A 24,061-nucleotide genomic window follows, 5' to 3' on the forward strand; every position below is an offset into this window, starting at 1 on the left:
GGTGAGTGGGGTCCGGACGCGCGACGCGTCCGGACCTCTCTCGTTCCGGTACGTGGTGCGCGCCGCGGTTACGAGGGCCGGGTCAGGGTGTGGAAGCTGCCGGTGTTGGTCGGTGCGTGCTCCGGGAGCCAGAGCACCGCGATGGCGCCGCCCGTCTCCTTCGCGCCCTCCGGTGCCGCGTTGCGGAAGGTCAGCCGCGCCCCCAGGACCCTGGCCTGACCGGACGCGATGGTCAGTCCCAGCCCGTGCCCGACACCCGCCCGGTCCGAGCTGCCCGTACGGAAACGGCTCGGCCCCTCACGCAGCAGGGTGTCGGGGAACCCGGGCCCGTGGTCGCGCACCCGTACCACCCGGCCCTCGACGGTCACCTCCACCGGTGTCCCGCCGTGCTTGGCCGCGTTCCCCAGCAGATTGCCGAGGATCCGCTCCAGCCGCCGTGGATCGGTGTTGACCCAGGACTCGTGCACCACCCGGACCTGGGCGTCCGGAGCCATGATCGTCACCCGGCGGCTGACGAACTCGCCCAGTGCGATCTCCTGGAGCTCGGCCCGCTCGGAGGCGCTGTCCAGCCTGGCCACCTCCAGCACGTCCTCGACCAGGGTCCGCAGCGCCTGCGCCCGGTTGCGGACCAGCTCGGTGGGCCGGCCGGGCGGCAGCAGCTCCGCGGCCGTCAGCAGCCCGGTCACCGGCGTACGCAGCTCGTGCGCGATGTCCGCGGTGACCCGGCGCTCGGCCTCCACCCGCTCCTGCAGGGTGTCGGTCATCGCGTCCACGGCGCGGGCCAGCTCGTCGGTCTCGTCCCGGACCAGACCGCCGATGGCCGCCTGGACCCGGACGTCAGTACCGCCCTGAGCGACCTTGGTGGCAGCCGCGGCCGCCTTGCGCAGCCGCCGCGAGAGCTGGCCGCCGATCAGCACGCCCAGTGCACTGCCCCCGAGCACCACCGAGACCGAACCGATGATCAGCGCACGGTCCAGGTCCTGCAGCACGGACGCGCTGCTTCCGTAGCGGCTGTGCAGCGAGAGCACATCACCGTCGGAGAGCGGGGCCGCCGCCCAGACGTCGGGGATCCCGTTGGCGTGCTCGACGACCAGCGTCGAGATCCGGTTCTCCGCGGCCCGGCGCCGCAGCTCCCTGGGCAGGCTGGGGTCGTTGACCTTGGAGCCGAGCTGCGGTTGCTGCTGCTGTTGTTTCTTCGACTCGAAGAGCCGCAGGGCGAACTGGAGCCGGACGACCTGGGTGTCCCGCGCGTTGTCGAGCATGGAGACGCGGGCCGCGTTGTGCACGACGAGGCTGAGCGCGACGGCGATCAGCGCACCGACCGCGGCGATGGCGATGCTGATCTTCCACCGGACGCCGGTCCGCAGAGCGAGGTGCTTCATGTCGGCGTTCCTGTTCGACGCGGGCCGGCCACGGGGCTTCTCCGGCCTGGGGTGCGGGGCCGGCCCCCCGGGAGACACAGCCGCCGGACGCCGGTCGGCGGAGCGAGGTGCTTCATGCCTTCAGCTTGTATCCGAAGCCGCGGACCGTTTCGATCCGGTCCTGTCCGATCTTTGTCCGCAGCCGCTGCACATGGACGTCCACGACCCGGGTGTCACCGCCCCAGCCGTAGTCCCAGACCCGCTCCAGCAGCTTGTCGCGGGAGAGCACCGCACCGGGCGCCGAGGAGAATTCGAGCAGCAGCCGCATCTCGGTCGGGGTCAGCGCCACAGGGGAGCCGCCCTTCCGTACCTCCATGCCCTCCGTGTCGATCTCGATGTCGCCGAAGGCCAGGACCCCGCGCTCGTCAGGCTCGGCCCCGGGGTCCGCACCGGTGCCCGCCGCGTGTCCGAAGCGGCGGAGGACGGCGCGGATGCGGGCCACCAGGACCGCACCGTCGAAGGGCTTCGTCACGTAGTCGTCGGCCCCGGCCTCCAGGCCGAGCACCACATCGATCGAGTCGGCCCGTGCCGACAGCATGATCACCGGGACGGTCGACTGGTCACGGATCCGGCGGCACAGGGAGACCCCGTCCAGCCCCGGCACCATGACGTCGAGCAGCGCGATGTCGGGCTGGTTCGTCCGGAACGCCTCAAGCCCGGAGAGCCCGTCGGGCATCGCCGTGACCCGGAAGCCGTCCCGCTCCAGCGCGAGCTGCGTCGCCTCGCGGATCACATCGTCGTCCTCGACGAAGAGGACATGGGTCTCTGCCATCCCGCTGCTCTCTCAGTTGCCCGTGGGGCTGGTGGTGGCGGGGTCCCCGTCGGCGTCCCCGTCGCCGACCGCCCGGCTGAAGTCGGTGTGCACGGCGTCGGTCTGCGCGAACTTGTTGTTCGTCCAGTGGTACGTGATCACGTCCTCGCTCGACGCGTACGACATCGAGTCGCCCTTCGCGTACTGCTGCTTCGTCACCACGAGATCGCCCCGGTCGATCTCGGAGTAGACGGGCGCGGCCTCCGACCCGAAGACGTTCTTGTACGAGCCGCCCTGCGCGCGGTAGACGTACGTGGCGACCCCCACCGCACTGCGGCACGTCATCACGTTCACCACCACATCGGCGACATCGCCGCCGGTCAGCCGCGCGTACGAGACGTCGACGGGGTAGTCGCTGCCCGAACACGGCTTCAGATCCCGCTTGACCGAGGTACTGACCGCCGCGTCCTGCTTCAGCAGGGCCACCGCGTCCACCCGCTCGCCGGGCCGGGTGGCAGCCGCCGATCCCGGGTCCTTCGTCGGCGCGACAGCGGGGACCGAATGGGCCGCCCCCTCGTCGCGCGTCCCCGTACCGCCCGAGTCGCAGCCGGCCACGAACAGCCCGATGACGGCGAGCCCGGCCACCGCCGTGACACCCGCCGCCTGCGTGCCTCTTCTGGTTCTGCCCACTCTGTCCCGGTCGTCGTCCCCGGAGCCGCCGGGACCGCCGCCCGGACCGCCCTCCGGTCCCTCAGTCAGGCCGCGCACCGCTCCCGCCCCATCTCTTGTTCCCCACGGACCAGCGCACGCGCGTCGATGTCGCGGCTCTCCAGCTCCTGCCGGAGCCGCGCAAGGGCCCGGTGCAGTGTGCTCTTCACCGTACCGGCCGACATGCCGAGCGCGGCAGCCGTCTCCTCGGTGCTCATCTGCTCCCAGTGTCGCAGGACGACGACACTGCGCTGCTTGGGAGCCAGCACCTTCAGGATGTCCATCAGCAGGGCCCGGTCCGCGTGCTGCTCCGTGCTGTCCTCGACGCTCGCGTCGGGCAGCTGCTCGGTGGGGACCTCTTCGAGCCTGCGGGCGCGCCACCACTCGGTGCGGGTGTTGATCATGACGCGGCGCAGGTAGGCGTCGGCCAGCGACTTGTCGGCGATGCCCTCCCAGCGGCGGTAGGTGCGTGCCAGGGCGGTCTGCAGCAGGTCCTGGGCGTCGACGGGGTCGGGCACCAGCCGGCGGGCGCTCCGCAGCAGGGCGTCCTGCCTGGTGCGTACGTACTCCTCGAATTCGAGCACCTCACCGTGCGCCATACCCAACCGCCTCCGTCGTTCCCCGTGTTCATGCTGTGCTGTGGTCTGTCCACGAAGCTACGGAGGCGTTGTCACGGAGTCGTGCGTACCAGCCGTCGGCAGACGCACGGCTGTCCATCGGTTGTGTAACGGAGATCAGGTTTGAAACGGGAACCACCTGATCCGGCGCCGGCCGGGTCAGGTGAGCGGGAGCCGGTAGACCCCGTCCGCCAGCGGCTCGACCAGCCCGTCGGCGACCAGGCCGTCCAGCGCCCTGGCCCGCTGCACCGGCTCGTGCCACACCGCGTCGAGCTGTGACTGCGGTACGGGACCTGACGTGTCGCGCAGCACCGCGAGGAGCTTCCCGCGCACCTGCCGGTCCGTACCTGCGTACGTCTGTCCGCGCCGCGGCGCCCCCACGTGGGCCGGTTTGCCGGCCAGCCGCCAGGCGCACTTCCCGGCGATGGGGCAGCGCCCGCACTCGGGGCTCTTTGCCGTGCAGACCAGCGCGCCCAGCTCCATGGAGGCCGCGGCCCAGCGCGCCGCCGTGATCTCGTCGTCGGGGAGCAGCGCGCGGGCCAGCCTGCGCTCGGCGGCCGTCGTGGCGTTCGGCGGGTACTCGACCCCGGCGACCGCGCGCGCGAAGACCCGCCGCACGTTGGTGTCGAGTACCGCGTGGCGCCTGCCGTACGCGAAGGAGGCGACGGCCGCCGCCGTGTACTCGCCGATACCGGGCAGCGAGATCAACTGGCCGTGCTCGGACGGCACCTGGCCGCCGTGCCGCTCGGTGATGGCCTGGGCTGCTCCGTGGAGGCGCAGGGCGCGGCGCGGATATCCCAGCCTGCCCCAGGCGCGGACCGCCTCACCGGGGGCCTCGGCCGCGAGGCCTGCCGGGTTCGGCCAGCGTGCCATCCACTGCTCGTACACCGGCAGCACCCGTGCGACGGGGGTCTGCTGGAGCATGAACTCGCTGACCATGACCCCCCAGGCGCCCGCCTCGGGGCGGCGCCAGGGCAGATCACGGGCGTTCGCGCCGAACCAGGTGATGACGGAGGAGTGCAGGGCGGCGGCAGCGGCGGAGTCCGGCAGGCCGGTTGAGGACTCGGCAGGGGAGGCGGCAGAGGGGACGGCGGCGGACGTCGAAGTCTCAGTGGTTGCAGTCATGGCACGTCCAATCCTCTCAGCTCCGGGCACCCGGCCCCATGAACCAGGCCGCCACGCTGATGTCGCTCGACCGTGCCGTCCCCACCAGCGACCGTACGGGCCGGGTCAGCCCCTCGGAGACGAGCAGCGCGATCAGCGCGCCGAGGATCAGGCCGACGAGCACATCGTGCGGGTAGTGGACACCGACGAAGACCCGTGAGAAGGCCATCAGCACCGCGACCGGCACGGTCAGCCAGACCAGACGCACCAGCGCGAGGGAGAGACCGACCGCCGCGGCCGCCGCGATGATCGAGTGGTTGCTGGGGAAGGACCAGTCGCCTGGCGCCGGGCAGTCGATCAGCGGTCTCATCGCCCCGGCGACCGCCCGGCACGGGCGGTCCTCGTGGATCACCGACTTCAGCACCTCGCTCAGGACGTACGCGATGGCGGTGCCCAGGGGTGCGACCAGCGCCAGCGCCATCGCCTGTGCGGACGCCGTACGCGCCCGCCACCAGACGACGACGAAGAGCACAGCGAAGAGCAGCAGTCCGCCCTCGGTCCACCACTCCATGAGTTGCTGCACCCAGGAGGGGGTGGAGTGCGCGAATTCGACGATATTTCGGTAGAGCTCGGAAGAACTGTCCATGGTGACGGACAGTATGGATCATCCCGGAGCGGTGACCGCGAGCGATCTTGCCTGTCCCGGAGGGCCCGGGACAGGGGCACCGGCCGTGGTCTGCGGAATGATGATCCGTAAAAGTTGTACGGACGGCGGCGGGTGGGGCCTGAGTTGGGTCTGATCTCTCGTACAGTTTGCGCGTGGGATCTATGCGCAATCCGGTCGGGCCGCTTCCCTCCTCCATCTACTGGCGACGGAGGGCAGTGGCGGCGACCCTGGTTGCGCTGCTCGCCCTTCTCGTGGTGTGGATCGTCACCTCGGGCAGCGGCGGAAAGCACGGCAGTCCGGGCGCGAAGGGGCCCAATCCCGCGCCCTCCATCACGCCCGGTCCTTCCGGGTCGGGTCCGGCGATCAGTCAAGCGCCGGGCGGGACAGGCGGGTCGGGCGATTCCGGCGGGTCGGGCTCGTCCTCCGGTTCGGGTTCGGGCTCGGCGGGTTCCGGCTCGGCCGGTCAGGGCGGTGCGGACAGCGGCTCGGGTGGCGCGGCATCGGTCGGCGGCGCCAACGGGACCGGCGGAAGCGGCGGTTCGGCCGCGGGCGCCGGTGCCGACAGCGCCGGCGAGCAGGTCTCCGCGAGCTCCGCGCTCCCCGACTGCAAGGCGGGCGCTGTCCAGTTGACGCTGCACAACCCCAAGAACAGCTACCCGCCCGGTGAGAAGCCGAAGTTCGACCTGGTCGCCAAGAACACGTCGGGCACCGCGTGCAAGGCCGACTTCGGGCCCAAGGCCACTGTGCTCACGATCACATCGGCCACCGACGACGACGTGATCTGGTCGTCCAAGGACTGCCCGAAGGACGGCGGATCCCTCTTCCTCAAGGTCCCGGCGCACAGCACCATCACGCACACCGTGGAGTGGGACCGCAAGAAGTCGGCGCCGAAGTGCAAGAAGCCGGGGCCGCGGACGGCGGGGGCCGGGACCTATCTGGTCGAGGCGAAGGCGCCGGGGATGCCCGTCAAGCAGGCGTCCGTGGTCCTGACGAAGGACTGAGGCGCGGCACCTGGCCGCCTTCCCGGGGGGCGGCCGGGGAAGGGCACCCGGGAAGAGAGTCCGGGGGCGGCGGCCAGAATGACCCGCCGTCGCCCGCAGGCCACTGTCCGGGACCGGACAGTGGCCCGACGCTTATACGTAACGCTCCAGAATCGAGGACTCCGCGAGCCGGGAGAGCCCCTCCCGCACACTCCGCGCCCGGGCCTCGCCGACGCCGTCCACCGTCTGGAGATCGTCCACGCTCGCCGCGAGCAGCTTCTGCAGGCCGCCGAAGTGCTCGACGAGCCGCTCGATGATCGCTCCGGGCAGCCTCGGCACCTTCGCCAGCAGCCGGTATCCGCGCGGCGACACCGCGGAGTCGAGCGTCTCGGGGGAGCCGCTGTACCCCAGTGCCCTGGCCACCACAGGCAGTTCGAGCAGCTCGGTGTGGCTGAGCGTGTTCAGCTCGACCAGTGCGTCCGCGACCGTACGGGGACGCTGCGGGCCCCTCCCGGAGGCCGCCCTGGGGGAGGTCGGCTCCGGCACGTAGTCCCTGACGACCAGCTCGCGCTCCGGCTCGACCCCGGCGATCAGCTCGTCCAGCTGGAGGGAGAGCAGCCGGCCGTCCGTGCCCAGCTCCACGACGTACTCGGCGATCTCGGTGGCGATCCGGCGGACCATCTCCAGCCGCTGCGCGACCGCCGTCACGTCCCGGACCGTCACCAGGTCCTCGATCTCCAGCGCGGAGAGCGTGCCCGCCACCTCGTCAAGACGCAGCTTGTACCGCTCCAGCGTGGCCAGAGCCTGGTTGGCGCGGGACAGGATCGCAGCCGACTCCTCCAGGACCCGGCGTTCCCCGTCCACGTACAGCGCGATCAGATGCATCGACTGCGATACGGAGACGACCGGGAAGCCGCACTGCTTGGAGACCCGGTCGGCTGTGCGGTGCCGGGTGCCGGTCTCCTCGGTGGGGATCGACGCGTCGGGCACGAGCTGGACGCCGGCCCGGAGAATCTTGGTCAGATCCTTGTCGAGGATCAGCGCGCCGTCGAGTTTGCACAGCTCCCGCAGGCGGGTCGCGGCGAACTCGACGTCCATGACGAAGCCGCCCGTGCACATCGCTTCGACGCTCTTGTCCATGCCCAGGACGATCAGGCCGCCGGTGTTCCCCCGGAGGATGCGCTCCAGGCCGTCGCGGAGTGCGGTTCCGGGCGCCACGGCGCTCAGCGTGGCACGCATCAGCGCTTCATTGCCGGACGAGCTCCCGCCGGACCTCCCGGCTGCTGCTCGGTCATTGGCTGCCACTGCGCTCCTCCGGCTCGTACGGACAGGCGAGACCAGGGCAAAGTCTACCGGCGTGCTCACTCGTCCTGAGGCGCGCGGGCCCTTGGACGGCGCGGGAGGGCTCGCAGCGCGTCCCCCATGTCCGCCACTTCGATGACCTTCATGCCGGCGGGGACCTTCCCCGGATCGGTCGGCACGAGGGCGTGGGTGAAGCCGAGACGGTGGGCCTCGGCGAGTCTGCGCTGGACGCCGGTGACCCTTCTGACCTCGCCGGCCAGCCCCACTTCCCCGATCGCGACCAGGTTCTTCGGGAGCGGGATGTCGCCGGCCGCGGAGGCCAGTGCCAGCGCCACGGCCAGGTCGGCGGCCGGCTCGGTGAGCTTCACACCGCCGACCGTCGCCGTGTAGATGTCGCGCTTGCCCAGCGAGCTGATCCTGCCGCGCTGCTCCAGGACGGCGAGCATCATCGAGACCCGGGAGGTCTCCAGACCGGATGTGGTGCGCCGGGGCGAGGGGATCTGCGAGTCGACCGTGAGCGCCTGGACCTCCGCCACCAGCGGGCGCTTGCCCTCCAGGGTGACGGTCAGGCAGGTCCCCGGCACCGGTTCGTCACGGCGCGTCAGGAACAGCCCGCTCGGGTCGGTGAGGCCGGTGATGCCCTCGTCGTGCAGCTCGAAGCAGCCGACCTCGTCCGTCGCCCCGTAACGGTTCTTGACGCCGCGGACCAGCCGCAGCCTGGCATGCCGGTCGCCCTCGAAGGACAGCACGACGTCCACCAGGTGTTCGAGGAGCCGGGGCCCCGCGATGGCGCCGTCCTTCGTGACGTGTCCGACCAGCAGCGTGGACATCCCGCGCTCCTTGGACGCGCGGATCAGCGCGCCGGCCACCTCGCGCACCTGGGCCATGCCGCCCGGCGCGCCGTCGAGTTCGGACGAGGCCACGGTCTGTACCGAGTCCAGGACCAGCAGCGACGGCTTCACCGCGTCGAGGTGGCCGAGCACCGCGGCGAGATCCGTCTCCGCCGCCAGATAGAGGTGGTCGTTGATCGCGTGGATCCGGTCGGCGCGCAGCCTGACCTGGCTCGCGGACTCCTCGGCCGTCACATACAGCGTGCGGTGGTCGGAGTCGGCGGCCTTCGCCGCGACATCGAGCAGCAGCGTGGACTTGCCGACGCCCGGCTCCCCGGCGAGCAGGACCACGGCGCCGGGCACCAGACCGCCGCCGAGCACCCGGTCGAGCTCGGCTACCCCGGTCGAACGCGCCGTCGCCGTCCGGCTGTCGACCTGGCCGATGGGAATGGCGGCGCTGCTGACCGGGCCGGCCGCGGTCGTCCGTACGGCGGGCCCGCCGCCCTGCTCCTCGACCGTCCCCCAGGTCTGGCACTCGGGGCAGCGGCCCAGCCACTTGGCCGTCGTGTACCCGCATTCGGTGCAGCGGTAGGACGGCCGGTCTCTGGTCTTCGCGCGGGTGGCCATGGCGCCACCGTAACCGCCCGCACCGACAGCGGATCCTGCGGAGGCGGACGGTGGACGGAGGCCGGGCGGACGGTGCCGGGCCGACGGCGGACGGCCGACGGCGGACGGAGGGTGCCGAGCGGACGGGGATCGAACGGGAACCGGACGGAATACGGAATTCCTGTCCCCTTTTGAGGGATACGTTCACCCGTAAGGATTAAATGCCCTCAAGAGGTGCTAGAAGGCGGCTATTACCGGCCTACCGTCGGCCGGGTGACGAGCAGCAGGCTGGAGAACCCCACACACACCACCGGCGCACACCGGGCGCACCGGCGCGCCCCTCAGCCGGCGGAACAGCGGCCGCCGGTCCGTTACGAGGCGTATCTGGACGGCCTTTTCACCTACTGCCTCTCCGTCCTGTGCGACCACACGGGGGCCACCGCCGTACTCGGCGAGGTGCTGGCCGTCTCGGAACGGCAGTTCAGCCGCTGTCCCGCCGGGGAACAGAGCCGCCGGGCCTGGCTGTACGCCCTCGCGCGCTGGGCCTGTCTGCGCAAGCTCGCCGAGCAGAAGCGGCTGCGGCCCGGCGCGCACGCCGGCCGCGCGCCGGAGCCCGAGCCCGCGCCCGGACCCGAGCAGCCGGCGGCGGCCGAGACCGCCGAGCGGCAGCGGCGCGATCTCGCCACACTCGCCTGGCCCGAGGCCGCAGGCACCACGCCGGAACAGCGCGAGGCGCTGGAGCTCGCGGTACGCCACGGCCTGGGCTCACGCGAGGTCGCCGCCGTGCTCGGCCTCGAACACACCGCGGCCCGCGAGCTGCTGGCAGCCGGGGCCTGCGAGGTCGAGCGGACGCGAGCCGCCCTGGCGGTCGTCGAGACCGGCAACTGCCCGAGCGTCGCCCGGCTCACGGGCGACAACCGGGTCCTGCTCTCCACGGCGCTCCGCCGCGAGCTCGTCCGGCACGTGGACGACTGCCCGCGCTGCCGCCGGGTCGCCGAGCGGGCCGGAGCCACCGGCCCCTGGCCGGGCTCCACCGTCACACCGCCCACCCCCGCGGCCCTGCCGCTCGTCGTGGCGGAACGATCCGCCGCGTACGGGGCGATGCTGCACGCGCCCCGCGGCCACACCCCGCGCTTCGGCCGTACCGGCTTCCCGCTGGACCCGAAGGACCGCGCGGCCCGGCGCGACCGGATGCGCTCCCGCGCGGTGACGACGACCGTCGTCGCGACGGTCGTCGCCGCCCCCGTCCTGGCCCTGTGGGTGGCCTACCGCCACGCGCCCGCCACCGGCGAGGGCCACGGCGGTTCGGTGACGGCGAGCGAGGCCGGGGGGCCGGGCAGGGACGGCGCGAGCCCGTACGACCACTACGAGAACGCGGGCAGCGCCAGCACCCCGCGCACCCCGCTCGCCGACGACGGCAGCTCGCCCGATGTGTCCGTCGAGGTCATCAGCCCGGACGCCGGGAAGAAGAAGACGGGCGGCGGCTCGGTGGCGCCGGGAGGCCTCACCGTCGCGGCCCGCGCGTCCGGCGGCCGTACCTCGGTCACCCTGACCAACGAAGGGGACCGCCCGCTCAGCTGGTCGGCTGCCAGGAGCGCCCCGTGGCTCTACCTCAGCAGCGCGTCGGGCGTCCTGTCGCCGGGCGGCTCGATCACGCTCCGGGTCTACGTCGACCACCGCAGCGAACCGGCCGGCGCCTGGTCGGCCCGGATCGCCTTCGACCCGTCGGGTGCCGTGGTCGTGATGCGGGGGTACGGGTGGAGGGACGGGACCCACGGGCACGGCCATGGGCACGGTCACCACGGCCACGGCCGTCCGACACCGTCGGGCGGTCCGACGACGGGCCCGGCACCGACGGGCCGTCCGACACCCACCCCGACCCCGTCGGATCCGACGCCGACCCCTACTCCGACCGCATCGGACCCTCCGGCGAGCCCCTCGCCGTCGGCTCCGGGCACGCCCTCACCGGCTTGACGGAGAACGGGCACGCCTCACCGGCGTGGCGGACAGGAGGGGCCCGGAGCCGGAGGCGAGGCGGCGGGAATCAGGGACAGCGGGCAGGGCGGCGGCTCCGGGCGCCCCGCCGCCTCTCCGGGGCGGGCACCCGCCCCGGAGAGGCCGGCCGCCGTTACCGCGGGTCGGCCGGGTGCGGAGCCATCGGCAGCAGCGCGGCGACGCGCTCCTCGCACAGCTCCACCAGGCGCTCGTACGCCGGCGCGCCCATCAACTCGATCAGCTCCGGCCGGTACGTCACATAGACGGGATCGCCCGCACCGTGCGCGGACGTCGCCGACGTGCACCACCAGTGCAGGTCATGGCCGCCGGGTCCCCAGCCGCGGCGGTCGTACTCACCGATCGAGATCTGGAGCACCCGCGACTCGTCGGGCCGCTCGATCCAGTCGTACGTCCGGCGGACCGGCAGCTGCCAGCAGACGTCCGGCTTCGTCTCCAGGGGCTCCTTGCCCTCGCGCAGCGCCAGGATGTGCAGCGAACACCCCGCGCCGCCCGCGAACCCGGGCCGGTTCTGGAAGATGCAGGAGCCCTTCCAGCGCCGCGTCTGGCGCTCCCCGTCCTCGTCGAGCTGGACCCATCCCGAGTCCGTACCGACGTCGTGGAACTGCCAGAGGTCGGGCGTGAGCCGTTCCACATGACCGGCCACCCGCTCCTCGTCCTCCTCGTCGGAGAAGTGCGCCCCCAGCGTGCAGCAGCCGTCGTCGGCGCGGCCCGCCTCGATGCCCTGGCAGCCGCTGCCGAAGATGCAGGTCCACCGGGAGGTGAGCCAGGTCAGGTCGCAGCGGAAGATCTGTTCGTCGTCGGCGGGGTCCGGGAACTCGACCCAGGCACGCGCGAAATCCAGGCCCTGCTCGTCACTCTTCGGCTTCGGCTGCCCGGCAGTTTTGCCCGGCTTCGCCTTTTTCGTCTTCGGCACGCACCCAGCGTACGGGGACACCGCCCCCATCAGCCCGAACGGCCACCCCCTTGCCCCCGCCCAGTAGCGTTCCGTCCATGAGACTCGGAGTCCTCGACGTCGGTTCGAACACCGTTCACCTGCTGGTGGTCGACGCCCACCCCGGCGCGCGCCCGCTGCCCGCGCACTCGCACAAGGTGGGGCTGCGCCTGGCCGAACTGCTCGACGGTGACGGCGCGATCGGCTCCCAGGGCGTCGACCGGCTGGTCGCCACCGTCAACGACGCCCTCCGGGCCGCCGAGGACAAGGGTGCCGAGAGCGTCCTGCCCTTCGCCACCTCCGCCGTGCGCGAGGCCACCAACGCCGACCACGTCCTCGCCAGGGTGCGCGACGAGACCGGCGTCGACCTCCAGGTCCTCACCGGCCCCGACGAGGCCCGGCTCACCTTCCTCGCCGCCCGGCGCTGGTTCGGCTGGTCCGCCGGCCGGGTGCTGCTGCTCGACATCGGCGGCGGCTCGCTGGAGATCGCGTACGGCATCGACGAGGACCCCGACGCCGCGGTGTCGCTGCCGCTCGGCGCCGGCCGGCTGACACAGGCGTGGCTGCCGGGCGATCCGCCCGACCCGCAGGACGTCAGGGCGCTGCGCCGCCATGTCCGCGCGGAGATCGCCAGGATCGCCGGCGACTTCACCCGCTTCGGCAGACCTGACCGGGTGGTCGCGACGTCCAAGACCTTCAAACAGCTCTCCCGCATAGGAGGAGCCGCGCGCTCCGGCGACGGCCCGTACGTGCCCCGCGGGCTGAGCCGTACGTCACTTGAGGAATGGGTCCCCAGGCTCGCCGCGATGACATCGGCGGAGCGGGCCCGGCTGCCCGGGGTCTCCGCCGGCCGCGCACCCCAGCTGCTGGCGGGTGCGCTGGTCGCGGAGGGGGCGATGGACCTCCTCGGGGTCGAGGAACTGGAGGTCTGCCCCTGGGCGCTGCGTGAGGGCGTCATCCTGCGCCGCCTCGACCACCTCCCGGTCAGGTGAGCGGGGCCCGTACGCTGTCTTCCGTGGCAGATCCAGTGGTGCGCATCCCGGATGCGAAGGTCGCGCTGTCCACGGCGTCCGTGTACCCGGAGTCGACGGCGACGGCGTTCGAGATCGCCGCGCGCCTCGGCTACGACGGCGTCGAGGTGATGGTGTGGACTGACCCCGTCAGCCAGGACATCGAGGCGCTGCGCAGACTCTCCGATCACCACCGGATGCCGGTACTCGCCGTGCACGCGCCCTGTCTCCTCATCACCCAGCGGGTCTGGTCCACCGACCCCTGGACCAAGCTCCAGCGCGCCAGGTCGGCCGCCGAGCGGCTCGGCGCCTCCACCGTCGTCGTCCACCCGCCCTTCCGCTGGCAGCGCACCTACGCCCGTGACTTCGTCGACGGGATCTGGCGGATGGCGGACGAGACCGATGTGCGGTTCGCCGTGGAGAACATGTACCCGTGGCGCTACCGGGACCGGGAGATGCTGGCGTACGCCCCCGACTGGGACGTCACCAACAGCGACTACCGCCACTTCACCGCTGATCTCTCGCACACCGCCACCGCCCGCACCGACGCGATGGCGATGATCGGCCGGATGGGGCCGCGGCTGGCCCATGTGCACCTCGCCGACGGCCGGGGCTCGGGCAAGGACGAGCACCTGGTGCCCGGACGCGGTACGCAGCCCTGCGCCGAACTGCTCGAAGGGCTCGCGGGAAGCGGCTTCGACGGCCATGTCGTCATCGAGGTCAACACCCGCCGCGCGATGTCCACGGCCGAGCGCGAGGCCGACCTGGCGGAGGCCCTCGCCTTCACCCGCCTCCACCTGGCCGCCCGGGCCCCCCGCCCGTGACCCGCGAGGGCACTGCCCCCGGCGGTGGCCCCGCGCCCGCTCCCGGGCGCCGCAGGGGCCGGCCCCCGCGGGACCGGGCGGCCGAGGGCGGCGGCGCGCGCGAGCGCATCCTGGAGGCCGCCCGCGAGGAGTTCTCCGAGCGCGGGTACGACAAGACCTCCGTACGCGGCATCGCGAAGGCAGCCGGGGTCGACGCGGCGCTCGTCCACCACTACTTCGGAACGAAGGACGAGGTCTTCGCGGCGGCGGTCGAGATCACGATGGAGCCCGTCCAGCTCGTCACCTCGCTGCTCGGCGCGGGGACCGAGGGCATCGGCGAGCGGCTCGCCCGCTATTTCTTCGGCATCTGGGAGGACCAGGCGACCCGCACCCCGCTGCTGGCGGTCATCCGCTCGGCGCTGACCCATGAGGCGGCGGCGAAGGTGCTGCGCGGATTCGTGTGGCAGCGGGTACTCGAACGGGTGGCGGCGGAGCTGTCCGTATCCGATCCGCAGTTCCGGGCGGAGCTGGCGGCCTCGCATCTGATCGGCCTCGCGATGATGCGGTACGTGATCAAGGTGGAGCCGATGGCGTCGGCGGAGGTGGACGACATCGTGACGATGGTCGCCCCCACCCTGCAGAGGTATCTGACGGAGTGAGGCGGCGGGCCCGCCCGGCCGCTGCGGGCGGCGGCCCCGCCCTTCCGCGGCGGGCCGCGCTCGTCCCGTCATCCGGACGCGGTGTCCGGATCTTGGAGGGCAGGCGTACGCTCGACGGCAGTCACATCTGCCTAAGGAGCGAGCCACGATGCCCGAGCTGAGGTCCCGCACAGTCACCCACGGCCGCAACATGGCGGGCGCCCGTGCCCTCATGCGAGCCTCGGGCGTAGCGAGCGGGGACATCGGCAAGCCGATCATCGCGGTCGCGAACTCGTTCACCGAGTTCGTGCCGGGCCACACCCACCTCCAGCCGGTCGGCCGGATCGTCTCCGACGCGATCAAGGCCGCGGGTGCGGTGCCCCGGGAGTTCAACACCATCGCCGTGGACGACGGCATCGCCATGGGCCACGGCGGGATGCTCTACAGCCTCCCCTCGCGCGACCTCATCGCGGACAGCGTCGAGTACATGGTCGAGGCGCACTGCGCGGACGCCCTGATCTGCATCTCCAACTGCGACAAGATCACCCCGGGCATGCTGATGGCCGCGTTGCGCCTCAACATCCCCACGGTCTTCGTCTCCGGCGGGCCGATGGAGGCCGGCAAGGCGACGCTGGTCGACGGCACGGTCCGCAAGCTCGACCTGGTCAACGCCATCAGCGACGCGGTCGACGAGAGCGTCTCGGACGAGGACATCCTCCGTATCGAGGAGAACGCCTGCCCCACGTGCGGCAGCTGTTCCGGCATGTTCACCGCCAACTCGATGAACTGCCTGACCGAGGCCCTCGGCCTGGCACTCCCCGGCAACGGCTCGGTGCTCGCCACCCACACCGCCCGCAAGGCGCTGTACGAGAACGCGGGCCGCACCGTCGTCGAGATCACCAAGCGCCACTACGAGCAGGACGACGCGACCGTCCTGCCGCGCGCCATCGCCACCCGGGCCGCCTTCGACAACGCGATGGCGCTGGACATCTCGATGGGTGGCTCGACCAACACGATCCTGCACCTGCTGGCCGCCGCACAGGAGGCCGAACTGCCTTACGGTCTTGCGGATATGGACGAGGTCTCACGCCGCGTTCCGTGCCTGTCCAAGGTCGCGCCCAACGTCGCACCCGGCGGCACGTACTACATGGAGGACGTGCACCGGGCCGGCGGTATCCCCGCCATCCTCGGGGAGCTGTACCGGGGCGGCATGCTCAATGAGGACGTGCACTCGGTCCACTCGCCGTCGCTCGCCGACTGGCTGAAGACCTGGGACGTGCGCGGCGGCTCCCCGTCGGCCGAAGCGGTCGAGCTGTGGCACGCGGCCCCCGGCTGCGTCCGCTCCGCCGAGGCGTTCTCGCAGTCCGAGCGCTGGGACACCCTCGACACGGACGCGGCGGGCGGCTGTATCCGCGACGCCGAGCACGCGTACTCCCAGGACGGCGGCCTCGCTGTCCTCAAGGGCAACCTGGCGGTGGACGGCTGCGTGGTGAAGACCGCCGGCGTCGACGAGTCCATCTGGACCTTCGAGGGCCCGGCCGTGGTCTGCGAGTCGCAGGAGGACGCCGTCGACAAGATCCTCCGCAAGGAGATCGCGGCGGGCGACGTCGTCGTCATCCGCTACGAGGGCCCCAAGGGCGGCCCGGGTATGCAGGAGATGCTGTACCCGACGTCCTTCCTCAAGGGCCGCGGCCTCGGCAAGGTCTGCGCCCTGGTCACCGACGGCCGCTTCTCCGGCGGCACATCGGGCCTGTCGATCGGCCATGCCTCGCCCGAGGCAGCGGCAGGCGGCACGATCGCGCTCGTCGAGGACGGCGACCGCATCCGCATCGCCATCCCGGACCGCTCCATCGAGCTGCTGGTCTCCGACGAGGAGCTGGCGGCCCGCCGCGCCGCACTGAACGGCGTGTACGCGCCGAAGAACCGCGAGCGCAAGGTCTCGCAGGCGCTGAAGGCCTACGCGGCGATGGCGACCAGCGCCGACCGCGGCGCGGTCAGGGACGTCTCGAAGCTCGGCTGACCACCGCACGCACCGCTCAGGCCCGGACCCGCACTTCTCCTCGGTGTGTGGGTCCGGGCCTGTGCGTTACGCCGCCTCTTCTGCGCCCGCCGCCGCTGTCCTTCGCCGGCGAAGAGCCGTGTGCAACTCGCTGACCTGCGGCGACTGGATCGGATGTCGACGAGTCGTCGGACGCAGGGTTGATGACGACGCCGGCCCGACGGGAACCGGCCGCAGGGGCCGGGCTGGGACCGCCTTCCATTCGAAGTCCGAAGAGCGAGTGCCGGGGCGGGGTACATTTGACGAGTTCGTGTTGCTCCAGGTCGAGGATGAAGGGGAGGTGGGGCTGATGACCGCGCCCAAGGCCACTGCGATGCGCAGCGCCCGGACCGCCCTCACGTCCCGGGCGACGGTCTGACCCGTCACCCCTGCCCCGCTGAGAGCGTGAGCTCGCGCGGCATTCCCTGCACGGACCTCACCATGAAACGGATTCATCCCGTCATGCGTACCCACAGCAACTGGATCACCCGCGCCGAGACCGGCGCCGACATCCCCGCCATCCGCGCAATCGACCTCGCTGCGTTCGAGACCGCGATGGAGGCCGACCTCGTCGACTCCCTGCGCGCCGACACCTCCTGGATCGACGGCCTCTCCCTTGTCTCCACCGACGAGGACGGCACCCCCATCGGCCACGCCCTGCTGACCCGCTGCCACATCGGCGACACCCCGGCCCTGTGCCTGGCGCCCGTCGCCGTACGGCCCGAGCATCAGAAGAGCGGCGCCGGCTCAGCCGCCATCCGTGCAGCCCTCCAGGCTGCCCAGGACATGGGCGAGTACCACGTCACCGTCCTCGGACACCCGGCGTACTACCCGCGCTTCGGCTTCACCCGCGCCTCAGCGCATGGCATCGGCCTGACCATCGACGTCCCGGACGAGGCCATGATGGCCCTCACCCTGGACGAGGCCCACCCGCTGCCCAGCGGCACCATCCGCTACGCGACCCCCTTCGGTATCTGACAGCACGACCCGTCGTGCGAGGGGGCTTCGATCCCCCTCGCACGGCCCACAACTCGAAGAACGCCCGTCGGGGGAGTCGGAACGGCTGCGTTCGCCGTCGAACGCCTCGATCGGATGGCGAAGCGACGGACTCCGCTGTCAGAGGGCAGCCGCCCCGGCGCACCACCGTCCGGCCGCGCACCGGCGGCGGGGGATAATCGGGCCCGTGAGCGACAACGGCGAGAACGGCGAGAACGGCGAGAACGGCGACGGCACCGCGAAGACCGCCGCCCCGGGCGGCAGCGCCGTCCGTAACGGCACGACCGGCCAGGACCGTACGCCCGGCGGCCCGCAGCCCGAGACCATCCGCTTCTTCGGTACGACCTGGGTCGGCCACGACAGCGGCTACGGGCTGCGGCGGGCCGCGGTCGCGGGCGGCGCGCTGATCACGACGGTCGCCGCGTGCTTCGTGTTGCGGCTCGCCTACCAGGGCGTGGAGACCGCCGACATCGGCAGCTTCGCCACCGTCCTCTTCGTGGCCGTCTTCGCCGTCTGCAGCGCCGTCGCCTTCACCCGCACCTGGGACGGCTTCCGCCGCCGACCCGCCGACCCGGCCCGCGAGGAATCCCTGCGCAGCCTGAAGGCGATCGGCTTCGCCGGCTCGCTCCTCGCGTACTTCGTCCGGTCCCTGACGGAGGCCCCCGGCGAGCAGCTGCGGCGTGCCGAGTACACGACGGCCCTCGCCGCGTACGAGAAGCGCAGGGGCGCCCGCACAGGAAACCCGGCGGCCCGCAGGAAGCCGAAGCCCCGGCGCGGCTGACCGTAGCCCCCGGGCCACGGAAGCACCTCATCTCCGCCAACTCCGCCATCCCGTCCGCGGAGCCCCCGTCCCTGCCTCTGTTCCCGGCGCCCGCCGACCACGAAGATGTCGGACATGAGGGAACTCGCACTGTCCTCGGACCCGGTCGCAGCCCAGTACGCAGCCGCACGCCCCGGATATCCGCCCGCGCTCTTCGACGCCGTGGAAGCCATGGCGCACCGCTCGCTCAAAGGGGCACGCGTGGTCGACGTCGGTGCGGGCACCGGCATCGCCAGCGGCCTGCTCCGGGACCGCGGCGCCGAGGTCGTCGCCGTCGAACCGGGTCCCGGTATGGCAGCGCAGCTGCGTTCCGCGCTTCCGGACGTCCCCCTGGTGCAGGGGGTGGGCGACGCGCTCCCGCTCGCCTCCCGCTGCGCCGACTTCGTGACGTACGCCCAGGCCTGGCACTGGACCGAACCGACCCGCTCCGTCCCCGAAGCCCTGCGGGTCCTGAAGCCGGGCGGGGTGCTGGCCCTCTGGTGGAACGTGCCGGACCTCTCCGTACGCTGGGCCGCGGACCAGGAGGCCCGGCTGGAGAAGCGGCTCCCCGAGTACTACCGCTACGGGACCGCCCCCAGGGCGCCGGTGATCATCAAGACTCTGTACGACGGCCTGAACCCGGCCTTCCGCCGACTGCAGTGGTCCCGCGAGGTGGACATCGGCACGCACATCTCCCAGCTGGCCAGCCGTTCGTACGTGGCGGCTGCGCCGGAGGAGAAGGCCGCCCGGGCCCTGGCCGACGAGCGGGCGCAGCTGCTGCGGATCTTCCCGGACGGAAGAGTGCGGGAGGAGTACGTCATCAACCTCACGGCAGTACGGAACCCGGCCGGCTGAAGACCGTCGAGGACGACAGGGGGCGGAGGCGGCGCGGGAGGCGCGGGAGGGGCGGCGCGGGCGGTCCGGACAGACCGGCCGGGCCCGATGCCCGGGGAGTGTCCGCAACGTCGTGCCCCGTCCTCCGTCGCCCGCCACACCCGAAGCGCCCCCGCCACCACCCCGTCCTCCGCCCCCGCCACCACCCCGGCCACCGCGCTGACGACAGCGCCCCGCCACTCCGCGTCCCCGCACTGCTGACAGAGCGCTCCGCCCCGAGTGCCTGCCGTACCACCGGGGCGCAGACGGCCATCAGCGCCGCGGGCACGGCCGCGACCCGCCAGGGTCCAGGGTGTGCGGCGGACCACCGCCGGATCCGCTGGTGACCCGCGCCGCCTGCCCGCCGGGCGCCGCACTCGCGTCGCCTGCCGGGCGCCGCCACCCGCACCGCCCACGGAGACGCCCCCGACGTACCCCGGGGACGGGGGCGAACCCCCCGGGACGTGGGCAGGATGGCCCCTATGACGACCACCTCGCGCGCCCACTCCTTCAACGCCGCCGCAGCCGCCTACGCCGCGAACCGCCCCTCCTATCCGCCCGCCCTCCTGGACGCGGTGGAGGAGCTCGCGGGCCGGCCGCTGGCCGGCGCCCGGGTCGCCGACGTCGGCGCGGGCACCGGGATAGCCACAGCCCTTCTCCACGAGCGAGGCGCCCGGATCGTCGCGGTCGAGCCGGGTGACGGCATGACGGAGCAGTTCCGCCGCACACTGCCCGGCGTACCTGTCGTGCGCGGCGACGGGAACAACTTGCCGCTCGCCGACGCGTCAGCGGACTTCGTGACGTACGCCCAGGCCTGGCACTGGACGGATCCGGCCCGTTCGGTGCCCGAGGCGATGCGTGTCCTGCGGCCCGGCGGCGCGCTCGCCCTCTGGTGGAACGTCGCGGACCGCGACGTGGGGTGGGTCGCCGACCAGACGTCCCGCATCCGGCGCTTCTTCGGCCACGCCGACATCGCGCTCGGCGCCCACGGCACCGCCGGGCGGACGCGCGACGCGGGCGACCTCGATTTCGCCGGCCGCACGGTCCCCTGGACCCGTGAGGTCCCGCTCGACACGCATCTCGCCAATCTGGCCAGCCACTCCGTCTTCCTGGTCGCGGGGGACGAGACCACCGGGAAGTTCATCGACGAGGAGCGCGCCGCCCTCACGGAGGTCTTCCCGCAGGGTGTGGTCCGCGAGGCGTACGTGGTCGAGCTCTGCGTGGCGGTCCGCTGACGGCGGCGCGCACCGGCGGGCGGCACTCCTTGACGTGACCGCCCGCCGGGAGAATTATTCATCACATGATGAATTCCAGAGACCGGGCCACACCCGGCCCGACGCCGCCCCCGCGGGACCGGCCCAGGGCCGAGCCCACCGGATCCGGCACGGAACCGGCCTCCCGCACCCCCGCGAACACCGACGCGGACCGGCCCCTCCCGGCAGCAGTCCGCGCCCATGGCCTCTCCGTGACCAGGGGCGGGCGCCCCGTCCTGCGCGACCTCGGCTTCACCGTCCCCCGCGGCCGGATCACCGGACTGCTCGGTCCGTCCGGCTGCGGCAAGTCCACCCTGATGCGGGCGGTCGTCGGCACCCAGGCCAAGGTCACCGGGGCCCTCACCGTCCTCGACCACCCGGCGGGCGCCGCCCCGCTGCGCCACCGCATCGGCTACGTGACCCAGGCGCCGTCCGTCTACGACGACCTCACCGTCCACCAGAACCTGGAGTACTTCGCGTCGATACTCGGCGCCCGCGACAACGTCGCGCGCGTCATCGAACAGGTCGACCTGACCGCGCACGCGACCGCCCTGGCGGGCAACCTCTCCGGAGGCCAGCGCAGCCGCGTCTCGCTGGCGGTGGCGCTGCTCGGCGCCCCGGAACTCCTCGTCCTCGACGAGCCGACCGTGGGCCTCGACCCGGTGCTCCGCAGAGACCTCTGGGCCCTGTTCCACACCCTGGCCGACGGCGGCACCACCCTGCTGGTCTCCTCCCACGTCATGGACGAGGCGGAACGCTGCCACCGGCTGCTCCTGATGCGCGAAGGCGAGCTCCTGGCCGAGGGCACCCCGGACGAACTGCGCACCCGCACCCAGGCCCCGACCGTCGAGGCCGCCTTCCTCCACCTGGTCGACGCGGCACGGGAGACAAGCCGATGAACCTCACCCACACCCTCGCCACCACCAGCCGGGTCCTGCGCCAGCTCCGCCACGACCCGCGCACGATCGCGCTCCTGCTGCTGATCCCGGCCGTCATGATCACGCTGCTGCGGTACGTGTTCGACGCGTCGCCGCAGACCTTCGACTCGATCGGCGCGTCACTCCTGGGGGTCTTCCCGCTGATCACGATGTTCCTGGTGACATCGATCGCCACCCTGCGCGAACGCACATCGGGCACCCTGGAGCGCCTGCTGTCCCTGCCGATCGGCAAGGCCGACATCATCGCGGGCTACGCCCTGGCCTTCGGCCTCCTGGCCATCGTCCAGTCCGCCCTGGCCACCGCCCTCTCGCTCTGGCTCCTGGACCTCGACGTCACCGGCTCGCCCTGGCTCCTCCTCCTGGTGGCGCTCCTCGACGCGCTGCTGGGCACGGCACTCGGCCTGTTCGTCTCGGCATTCGCGGCCTCGGAGTTCCAGGCCGTCCAGTTCATGCCGGCCGTGATCTTCCCCCAACTGCTGCTCTGCGGACTGTTCACCCCGCGCGCCCGGATGCAGCCGCTCCTGGAGGGCCTCTCCGACGTCCTGCCGATGTCGTACGCCGTGGACGCGATGAACCAGGTGCTCCGCCACGGCGACATGACGGCGGTGTTCGTACGCGATGCCGTGATCGTGGGCGGCTGCGCGCTGCTGGTCCTGACCCTGGGCGCGGCGACCCTGCGCCGCCGCACGACGTGACGAGAGGAACCAGCACCCCGGCACCCTGCCCCGCGCCGTCCACCTGGCCGCCCGCCCCGTACCACCCGTCGGACAGGGACCCGCGCCGCACCACCCCGGTGCGAGGATGATCCCGAGACGGACAGACCGCCCGACAGACCGCCCCGACCGGCGAGGTGAACAGAGCCATGGCCCAGACAGTCGCAGTCCTAGGCACCGGCAAGATCGGCGAAGCCCTCCTCAGCGGGATGCTCCGCGCGGGGTGGCCGCCCGCCGACCTCCTGGTCACCACCCGCCGCCAGGACCGCGCCGATGAGCTCCGCACCCGCTACGGGGTGGAACCGGTCAGCAACCAGCAGGCGGCCGAGCGAGCCGACATCCTCATCCTCACCGTGAAGCCCCAGGACATGGGGAAGCTCCTCGGTGAACTCGCCCCCCACGTCCCCGCGGACCGCCTGGTCATCAGCGGCGCGGCGGGCATCCCCACCTCCTTCTTCGAGGAACGTCTCGCGGCGGGCACCCCGGTGGTCCGGGTCATGACGAACACCCCGGCCCTGGTGGACGAGGCCATGTCCGTCATCTCGCCCGGCAGCCACGCGACGGAAGCGCACCTGGCCCACGCCGAGGAGATCTTCGGCGGGGTGGGCAAGACCGTCCGGGTCCCGGAGAGCCAGCAGGACGCGGCCACCGCACTCTCCGGCTCCGGCCCGGCGTACTTCTACTATCTGGTCGAGGCGATGACCGACGCCGGCATCCTCCTCGGTCTTCCCCGCGCCCAGGCCCACGACCTGATCGTCCAGGCGGCCATCGGCGCGGCCGTGATGCTCAGGGACAGCGGCGAACACCCGGTGAAACTCCGCGAGGCGGTGACCAGCCCCGCCGGGACCACCATCAACGCGATCCGCGAACTGGAGAACCACGGCGTACGGGCCGCTCTCATCGCCGCCCTGGAGGCAGCCCGCGACCGCAGCCGCGAGCTGGCCTCCGGAAACGGCTGAATCACCGCTCCACGGCTACGGTTCCAGCAGCCCGATGGCCCGGTACGCGGCATCGACCGTGGGCCGGGCCATGGCCCGCGCTCGCCCGGCACCCCGCCTGAGGACCTCCTCCAGGTAGCCGGGATCGGCCGCCAGGGCCGCATGCCGCTCCTGGACGGGCCGCAGCAGCTCCACCACGGCGTCGGCCGTGTCCTTCTTCAGCGCCCCGTACGACGTGTACGTCCCGGCGAGCTCGCCGGGTTCCTTTCCGGTACAGGCCGCGAGCACCTCCAGCAGATTGGCCACTCCGGGGCTCGCGTCCCGGTCGTGGACGACCTCGCTCCCGCTGTCGGTCACGGCGCGCATGACCTTCTTGTGCACCACACCGGGGTCGTCCAGCAGATAGACGATCCCCGCACCCGACTCGTGGGACTTCCCCATCTTCGACGTGGGGTCCTGCAGGTCCATGACGCGCGCCGCCACCGGGGGCCGCGTGGCCTCCGGCACCGTGAAGGTGTGGCCGTACCGCTGGTTGAAGCGCACCGCCAGATCGCGGGCCAGCTCGACATGCTGTGTCTGGTCCTCACCCACCGGCACCTCATCGGTCGCGTACGCCAGGATGTCCGCGGCCATCAGCGCCGGATAGGTGAGGAGCGAGAGCCGCACACTGTCCCCGGACGCCTTCGCCTGTGCGCTCTTCTCCTTGTACTGGATCATTCGCCGCATCTCGCCGTCCGTGGCGGTGCATTCCAGCAGGTACGAGAGCCGGGCATGTTCGTCGACATGGCTCTGCACGAACACGGTGCACTGCTCGGGGTCGAGCCCGGCCGCCAGCATCAGCGTCGCGGCCTGCCGGCTGAGTCTCCGCACCCGAGCGGGGTCGTGCTGCATGGTCAGCGCGTGCAGATCCACCACACAGAACAGCGCGTCGGCCCGGTACTGGTCGTTCTCGGCCCATCCGCGCACAGCACCGAGGTAGTTCCCGAGCGTCAGGTGCCCGGTGGGCTTGACCCCGCTGAAGATCCGCTTCATTTTCTCCACCTCTCGACAGGAGCCGCCGTCACCGGCAGCCGGCTCCTGGAGGGAGAAACGCGAACGGCCGCCGGAGAGGCGGCCGTTGAATGCATAC

Annotated in this window: 23 protein-coding genes; 13 read left to right on the plus strand and 10 right to left on the minus strand. The window is 72.2% G+C overall.

What is annotated here, in order from left to right; genetic code table 11:
* Positions 1-68 precede the first annotated feature (68 nt).
* The 6 genes from cseC to OG917_RS19665 all read right to left on the minus strand — a co-directional run bounded on the left by cseC (position 69) and on the right by OG917_RS19665 (position 5,247).
* Entirely contained in the window at positions 69-1,382 is a 1,314-nt protein-coding gene (gene cseC / locus OG917_RS19640; protein ID WP_328318920.1) for a two-component system sensor histidine kinase CseC, read from the minus strand.
* Positions 1,383-1,494: 112 nt separating this feature from the next.
* The gene (gene cseB, locus OG917_RS19645) at positions 1,495-2,193 is read right to left on the minus strand and encodes a two-component system response regulator CseB (protein ID WP_328318921.1); all 699 of its coding nucleotides are present in this window, start codon (positions 2,191-2,193) and stop codon (positions 1,495-1,497) included.
* A gap of 12 nt (positions 2,194-2,205) precedes the next feature.
* Positions 2,206-2,940, minus strand: a complete 735-nt coding sequence (locus OG917_RS19650; protein WP_328318922.1) for a hypothetical protein — start codon at positions 2,938-2,940, stop codon at positions 2,206-2,208.
* A complete protein-coding gene (locus OG917_RS19655; protein ID WP_328318923.1) occupies positions 2,928-3,479 on the minus strand; it encodes a SigE family RNA polymerase sigma factor in 552 nt (183 codons plus the stop codon). The genes OG917_RS19650 and OG917_RS19655 overlap by 13 nt, the downstream gene beginning before the upstream one ends.
* Before the next feature lie 177 nt (positions 3,480-3,656).
* On the minus strand, positions 3,657-4,622 hold the full coding sequence (locus OG917_RS19660; protein WP_328318924.1) for an A/G-specific adenine glycosylase: 966 nt from the start codon (positions 4,620-4,622) through the stop codon (positions 3,657-3,659).
* A 16-nt stretch (positions 4,623-4,638) separates the two neighbouring features.
* Positions 4,639-5,247 carry a phosphatase PAP2 family protein gene (locus OG917_RS19665; RefSeq protein WP_328318925.1) on the minus strand — a complete coding sequence of 203 codons (609 nt, stop codon included), beginning with the start codon at positions 5,245-5,247 and terminating at the stop codon, positions 4,639-4,641.
* 182 nt (positions 5,248-5,429) lie between these two features.
* Between OG917_RS19665 and OG917_RS19670 the strand changes: the two genes are divergently transcribed.
* Positions 5,430-6,269: a hypothetical protein gene (locus OG917_RS19670; RefSeq protein WP_328322023.1), complete on the plus strand. Its 840-nt coding sequence runs from the start codon at positions 5,430-5,432 to the stop codon at positions 6,267-6,269.
* A 132-nt stretch (positions 6,270-6,401) separates the two neighbouring features.
* Here OG917_RS19670 and disA read toward each other — a convergent pair whose 3' ends face one another.
* Positions 6,402-7,553 carry a DNA integrity scanning diadenylate cyclase DisA gene (gene disA / locus OG917_RS19675; protein ID WP_328318926.1) on the minus strand — a complete coding sequence of 384 codons (1,152 nt, stop codon included), beginning with the start codon at positions 7,551-7,553 and terminating at the stop codon, positions 6,402-6,404.
* A gap of 56 nt (positions 7,554-7,609) precedes the next feature.
* Entirely contained in the window at positions 7,610-9,007 is a 1,398-nt protein-coding gene (gene radA / locus OG917_RS19680; protein WP_328318927.1) for a DNA repair protein RadA, read from the minus strand.
* Positions 9,008-9,259: 252 nt separating this feature from the next.
* Between radA and OG917_RS19685 the strand changes: the two genes are divergently transcribed.
* Complete coding sequence (locus tag OG917_RS19685) at positions 9,260-10,960, plus strand: BACON domain-containing protein (RefSeq protein ID WP_328318928.1); 1,701 nt, start codon at positions 9,260-9,262, stop codon at positions 10,958-10,960.
* Between the two features lie 154 nt (positions 10,961-11,114).
* On the opposite strand, the gene OG917_RS19690 is transcribed toward OG917_RS19685, so the two are convergent.
* Positions 11,115-11,945, minus strand: a complete 831-nt coding sequence (locus OG917_RS19690; RefSeq protein ID WP_443058986.1) for a hypothetical protein — start codon at positions 11,943-11,945, stop codon at positions 11,115-11,117.
* 47 nt (positions 11,946-11,992) lie between these two features.
* On the opposite strand from OG917_RS19690, the gene OG917_RS19695 reads away from it, so the two are divergent.
* The 11 genes from OG917_RS19695 (at position 11,993) to proC (ending at position 22,953) form a co-directional block, all read left to right on the plus strand.
* On the plus strand, positions 11,993-12,925 hold the full coding sequence (locus OG917_RS19695; protein ID WP_328318930.1) for a Ppx/GppA phosphatase family protein: 933 nt from the start codon (positions 11,993-11,995) through the stop codon (positions 12,923-12,925).
* Positions 12,926-12,948: 23 nt separating this feature from the next.
* On the plus strand, positions 12,949-13,767 hold the full coding sequence (locus OG917_RS19700; RefSeq protein ID WP_328318931.1) for a sugar phosphate isomerase/epimerase family protein: 819 nt from the start codon (positions 12,949-12,951) through the stop codon (positions 13,765-13,767).
* Positions 13,764-14,405, plus strand: a complete 642-nt coding sequence (locus OG917_RS19705) for a TetR/AcrR family transcriptional regulator (protein ID WP_328318932.1) — start codon at positions 13,764-13,766, stop codon at positions 14,403-14,405. The genes OG917_RS19700 and OG917_RS19705 overlap by 4 nt, the downstream gene beginning before the upstream one ends.
* 148 nt (positions 14,406-14,553) lie before the next feature.
* Positions 14,554-16,404, plus strand: coding sequence for a dihydroxy-acid dehydratase (ilvD, locus tag OG917_RS19710; RefSeq protein ID WP_328318933.1), 1,851 nt, complete (start codon positions 14,554-14,556; stop codon positions 16,402-16,404).
* A 480-nt stretch (positions 16,405-16,884) separates the two neighbouring features.
* On the plus strand, positions 16,885-17,400 hold the full coding sequence (locus tag OG917_RS19715) for a GNAT family N-acetyltransferase (protein ID WP_328318934.1): 516 nt from the start codon (positions 16,885-16,887) through the stop codon (positions 17,398-17,400).
* 205 nt (positions 17,401-17,605) lie between these two features.
* Entirely contained in the window at positions 17,606-18,199 is a 594-nt protein-coding gene (locus OG917_RS19720; RefSeq protein WP_443058987.1) for a hypothetical protein, read from the plus strand.
* 114 nt (positions 18,200-18,313) lie between these two features.
* Positions 18,314-19,072, plus strand: coding sequence for a class I SAM-dependent methyltransferase (locus OG917_RS19725; RefSeq protein WP_328318935.1), 759 nt, complete (start codon positions 18,314-18,316; stop codon positions 19,070-19,072).
* A 491-nt stretch (positions 19,073-19,563) separates the two neighbouring features.
* Positions 19,564-20,325: a class I SAM-dependent methyltransferase gene (locus tag OG917_RS19730; RefSeq protein WP_443058988.1), complete on the plus strand. Its 762-nt coding sequence runs from the start codon at positions 19,564-19,566 to the stop codon at positions 20,323-20,325.
* A gap of 65 nt (positions 20,326-20,390) precedes the next feature.
* Complete coding sequence (locus OG917_RS19735) at positions 20,391-21,242, plus strand: ABC transporter ATP-binding protein (protein WP_328318937.1); 852 nt, start codon at positions 20,391-20,393, stop codon at positions 21,240-21,242.
* Positions 21,239-21,976 (plus strand): ABC transporter permease, encoded by a 738-nt coding sequence (locus OG917_RS19740; RefSeq protein ID WP_328318938.1) that lies wholly within the window; start codon positions 21,239-21,241, stop codon positions 21,974-21,976. The genes OG917_RS19735 and OG917_RS19740 overlap by 4 nt, the downstream gene beginning before the upstream one ends.
* A 167-nt stretch (positions 21,977-22,143) precedes the next feature.
* Positions 22,144-22,953, plus strand: a complete 810-nt coding sequence (proC, locus tag OG917_RS19745) for a pyrroline-5-carboxylate reductase (RefSeq protein WP_328318939.1) — start codon at positions 22,144-22,146, stop codon at positions 22,951-22,953.
* Positions 22,954-22,968: 15 nt separating this feature from the next.
* Here proC and trpS read toward each other — a convergent pair whose 3' ends face one another.
* Positions 22,969-23,964 (minus strand): tryptophan--tRNA ligase, encoded by a 996-nt coding sequence (gene trpS, locus OG917_RS19750; RefSeq protein WP_328318940.1) that lies wholly within the window; start codon positions 23,962-23,964, stop codon positions 22,969-22,971.
* Positions 23,965-24,061 lie beyond the last annotated feature (97 nt).

Source organism: Streptomyces sp. NBC_00388, assembly GCF_036061255.1.
In the GTDB taxonomy this organism is placed as follows: Bacteria; Actinomycetota; Actinomycetes; order Streptomycetales; family Streptomycetaceae; genus Streptomyces.

What these genes read in the sequence shown, in the direction of transcription:
- proC (WP_328318939.1), top strand. Translation starts at nt 22,144, where the DNA reads ATGGCCCAGACAGTCGCAGTCCTAGGCACCGGCAAGATCGGCGAAGCC.
- OG917_RS19725 (WP_328318935.1), top strand. Translation starts at nt 18,314, where the DNA reads ATGAGGGAACTCGCACTGTCCTCGGACCCGGTCGCAGCCCAGTACGCA.
- OG917_RS19740 (WP_328318938.1), top strand. Translation starts at nt 21,239, where the DNA reads ATGAACCTCACCCACACCCTCGCCACCACCAGCCGGGTCCTGCGCCAG.
- OG917_RS19730 (WP_443058988.1), top strand. Translation starts at nt 19,564, where the DNA reads ATGGCCCCTATGACGACCACCTCGCGCGCCCACTCCTTCAACGCCGCC.
- OG917_RS19670 (WP_328322023.1), top strand. Translation starts at nt 5,430, where the DNA reads ATGCGCAATCCGGTCGGGCCGCTTCCCTCCTCCATCTACTGGCGACGG.
- OG917_RS19690 (WP_443058986.1), bottom strand. Translation starts at nt 11,945, where the DNA reads ATGGGGGCGGTGTCCCCGTACGCTGGGTGCGTGCCGAAGACGAAAAAG.
- OG917_RS19695 (WP_328318930.1), top strand. Translation starts at nt 11,993, where the DNA reads ATGAGACTCGGAGTCCTCGACGTCGGTTCGAACACCGTTCACCTGCTG.
- trpS (WP_328318940.1), bottom strand. Translation starts at nt 23,964, where the DNA reads ATGAAGCGGATCTTCAGCGGGGTCAAGCCCACCGGGCACCTGACGCTC.
- ilvD (WP_328318933.1), top strand. Translation starts at nt 14,554, where the DNA reads ATGCCCGAGCTGAGGTCCCGCACAGTCACCCACGGCCGCAACATGGCG.
- OG917_RS19665 (WP_328318925.1), bottom strand. Translation starts at nt 5,247, where the DNA reads ATGGACAGTTCTTCCGAGCTCTACCGAAATATCGTCGAATTCGCGCAC.
- OG917_RS19660 (WP_328318924.1), bottom strand. Translation starts at nt 4,622, where the DNA reads ATGACTGCAACCACTGAGACTTCGACGTCCGCCGCCGTCCCCTCTGCC.
- cseC (WP_328318920.1), bottom strand. Translation starts at nt 1,382, where the DNA reads ATGAAGCACCTCGCTCTGCGGACCGGCGTCCGGTGGAAGATCAGCATC.
- cseB (WP_328318921.1), bottom strand. Translation starts at nt 2,193, where the DNA reads ATGGCAGAGACCCATGTCCTCTTCGTCGAGGACGACGATGTGATCCGC.
- radA (WP_328318927.1), bottom strand. Translation starts at nt 9,007, where the DNA reads ATGGCCACCCGCGCGAAGACCAGAGACCGGCCGTCCTACCGCTGCACC.
- OG917_RS19655 (WP_328318923.1), bottom strand. Translation starts at nt 3,479, where the DNA reads ATGGCGCACGGTGAGGTGCTCGAATTCGAGGAGTACGTACGCACCAGG.
- OG917_RS19735 (WP_328318937.1), top strand. Translation starts at nt 20,391, where the DNA reads ATGATGAATTCCAGAGACCGGGCCACACCCGGCCCGACGCCGCCCCCG.
- OG917_RS19715 (WP_328318934.1), top strand. Translation starts at nt 16,885, where the DNA reads ATGCGTACCCACAGCAACTGGATCACCCGCGCCGAGACCGGCGCCGAC.